The organism is Sphingomonas sp. CFBP 13733 (assembly GCF_014841795.1).
GTDB lineage: Bacteria > Pseudomonadota > Alphaproteobacteria > Sphingomonadales > Sphingomonadaceae > Sphingomonas > Sphingomonas aerolata.
Genome location: NZ_JACYUP010000023.1, coordinates 1 through 2,672, shown reverse-complemented (window position 1 = coordinate 2,672; position 2,672 = coordinate 1). Strand labels below are relative to the sequence as shown.

The following is a 2,672-nucleotide window of genomic DNA, read 5'->3' as shown; positions in this document are numbered from 1 at the left end:
CATTGAGAATGCTCGAGAAAACCACGAATGAACGCCTAATGGATGATAGCGAAATGGCGGATTTTGGTGGAAAGCGGACATTGCGGGGTACGGCACGATTGCTATTCTGACGCGATGAGAGATGCTCGGCTCTGGAAATTCGTAACCTTGGGCGGACTCGTAATAGGCGGAGTTCAAGTGTTCAGCCGTCCGGGAGCGAATGTGCTGTCCGTCAGGATGACTCGGGGCGCGATGTTAGAAGGTGTCTGGACACGCTCCGACAGCCTATTCCGTTATCCAAGTTGGTCCACGGGGCAGATCGAGCCAGACACGGCATTGCCTGACGTCGTGGACACATGCGGCGGAGCATCTGACCTTACTGCGGTTGCCGAACGCGCTGCGGACTCGGGTTACGCGCTGCGAGACAAGGCTCAGTCCATGTATCGCAATGACATCATCGAGACGATCGCCGAGGCCGTGCCTTGGTGGCGCGTGAAATTGTGGCAAATCAGTTTCGGCCTCGGCTTCTGGTCAGGTAAATTAGATGAACCATCTAAGTACCTCTCCGGCGATCAGATCGCGCAGGCTCGTAGGTCCTCGGATAACTGGTACCGGCGGGTGAAAAATCGCATTCTATGCGACGCGGCACGAAGCGTGAAGGCGGGAGAGCCTCCTATTTGATCAGTTACCGCCTATCAAACGGATGGCGCTGAGACCAACGGCTATGTCCGCAATTGGGCGTTGGCGGAATGACGGGGATTGGTTGTTAGCTGCCGTAGGTAGCCATGATCTCATGCATCTCACCCGCGTTCACGGTGAGCGACAAATCCCTAAGGTTTTACATGCCGACGATCTCGGCATGTAGACTTTCAGTCTTTAGCATTAGCTTCGTCTTTCAGGCTTTCGTCGATAAAGACTTTATTGACCCAACCAATGGTTGCAGCATCCATCATCTCCTCTTTTCTTGCCTCTGATATATTTTCCGGCAGTGGCGTATTCGAAGCTACCGCCGCTTTTGCAATCAGCGTATCGCGAACTAAACTTCGCAATTCCCGACAGAACTTTTTTATTTCCGATAGAAGCTCGATCTCGCTGACATAGATCTGATCCGGTAAGAACGTCTTAGAAGTCACAGACGTCTTTACGCATAAAGCAAATTTCGACAGATCGGATTGCTCGGCTTTCTCAGGCAACCCCAATAGCAAGAAAAGTAGGGCGGATATCACCCCACCGAGCCTTCCAAACTAATCCCCAGCAGCTTCTGCGCCTTGACCGCGATCTTCATCGGCATGATGTGACAGTTTTTCTTAATGTCCGCAATTGGGCGTTAGTGGAATGGACGGTTCGAGAGGCTAGCGGACGCTAACCGCGTTCGGAGTGTCTAGCGGCGAGCTTGCCACTTCCTTGACATGGAGAACTGAGTGCGCGCGAAATTCACAGGAATAGCCGGATAAATGTCCGGCATGGACGCCATCTAATCGGGTACCGATCATCACTATCCCGAAAGTAGCGTATTTTTGGGTTGCTCCTGCCTTAGTGATCTCTGTGTTGATCAAGGTCCGAGCCTCAGGCGTAGCGTCAAATCCGCACTCTGGCCCCTTGGCCTTGAAGCAGTTCCAAGGCTCCCTTAGTGGACACTGCCGGAATGATTCGCCCTCGGTGTATAGGGTCAGGACTCCGGTAATCTTGCGCTCGTCGCTACGTTGCGACGGGTCGCCAGCCTGCCTGGCCAGCGGGGCGGCTTTGCATGATGCCAATGCGAGTAGGGCTAAGGCAGCGGAAGCGCGCATGAGTCTAGTCTGTAACTGACTTGGAATGTCTACAAGTGGGCGGAAGCGGAATGGCCGGCATTGGTGGGAAGCGGTCATTGGCGAAGCGCCCTTGCCTCATATCAGAACTGAGGGATTTTCTTCGGTGTTAGATACAGCGACGTGAGCGTGCCCGCTCGTAACTCGTCAGCGACGGCAATCATGAAGGCATGAAGTTCTTCTTCCATTGACTTTATGTCGTCGAAAAGATTGGAGAAATGCCTCTCGTTCCAGCCCCAAACTTTGCCATCCCTTTCGATCTGGAGAAGATAGCCGGGCTGCTCCTCACTCCATGCCCAGCTTGTATGAACTACGACATTGCGCCTATCAGCAAGCTGCCGCAGCCGCTGCCTGATTGTTGCCCACGTATCCCTCAGTGGGTGGCCTTCGAGAGCCTTTTTGAGAATGGCGTCAACGATCTTGATCCGCGCGTGGACAGTGCCGGTCTCAGCCATAACGGTCGCCATGATCCAGTCACTGGAGTGTCCGATACCCTCGTCGCCGATGAGCGTAATGCCCATGATGCCTGAGATGGTCCAAGCTAGTTGCTCTTCGGTCCTATTCCAGGCCAGCAGGATCAAGCCAATTGCCGATACGCACTCGGGCCGATGAGACTGTGCCCACTTGGCATTCGGGCTGTAGCTTTTAAGCTGCGCCGGATCGATGCTGTCACTCATGCGCGGATCACTCCATAAATAATGCAGCCGCAAGCGATGGCCGGTACTGGTGGAAAGCGGACATTCGCGCGATCGCAAAATCCGGGTCCGCTAGGATCAAAAGCGGACCCGTGCCGGACAGATCAGGCAGGGAAATGAATTCCGCATAGTTTGTTGCCGTCTGGGTCGCGAAAATAGGCAAGTTCGACTGTCCCCAGCGATGCGGTAT

General features: G+C 54.2%; 3 protein-coding genes and 1 pseudogene. 1 reads left to right on the top strand and 3 read right to left on the bottom strand.

Going from position 1 to position 2,672, the window contains the following annotated elements; genetic code table 11:
* Positions 1 to 417: 417 nt before the first annotated feature.
* Complete coding sequence (locus IFT71_RS21025) at positions 418 to 660, top strand: hypothetical protein (RefSeq protein ID WP_156360509.1); 243 nt, start codon at positions 418 to 420, stop codon at positions 658 to 660.
* A 188-nt stretch (positions 661 to 848) separates the two neighbouring features.
* Here IFT71_RS21025 and IFT71_RS21020 read toward each other — a convergent pair whose 3' ends face one another.
* The 3 genes and pseudogenes from IFT71_RS21020 to IFT71_RS21960 all read right to left on the bottom strand — a co-directional run.
* On the bottom strand, positions 849 to 1,205 hold the full coding sequence (locus tag IFT71_RS21020; RefSeq protein WP_192143445.1) for a hypothetical protein: 357 nt from the start codon (positions 1,203 to 1,205) through the stop codon (positions 849 to 851).
* Between the two features lie 665 nt (positions 1,206 to 1,870).
* Complete coding sequence (locus tag IFT71_RS21015) at positions 1,871 to 2,464, bottom strand: hypothetical protein (RefSeq protein WP_192143444.1); 594 nt, start codon at positions 2,462 to 2,464, stop codon at positions 1,871 to 1,873.
* Between the two features lie 122 nt (positions 2,465 to 2,586).
* Positions 2,587 to 2,672 (bottom strand): annotated as a pseudogene (locus IFT71_RS21960) (VOC family protein); the annotation flags it as partial.

What these genes read in the sequence shown, in the direction of transcription:
- IFT71_RS21015 (WP_192143444.1), bottom strand. Translation starts at nt 2,464, where the DNA reads ATGAGTGACAGCATCGATCCGGCGCAGCTTAAAAGCTACAGCCCGAAT.
- IFT71_RS21025 (WP_156360509.1), top strand. Translation starts at nt 418, where the DNA reads ATGTATCGCAATGACATCATCGAGACGATCGCCGAGGCCGTGCCTTGG.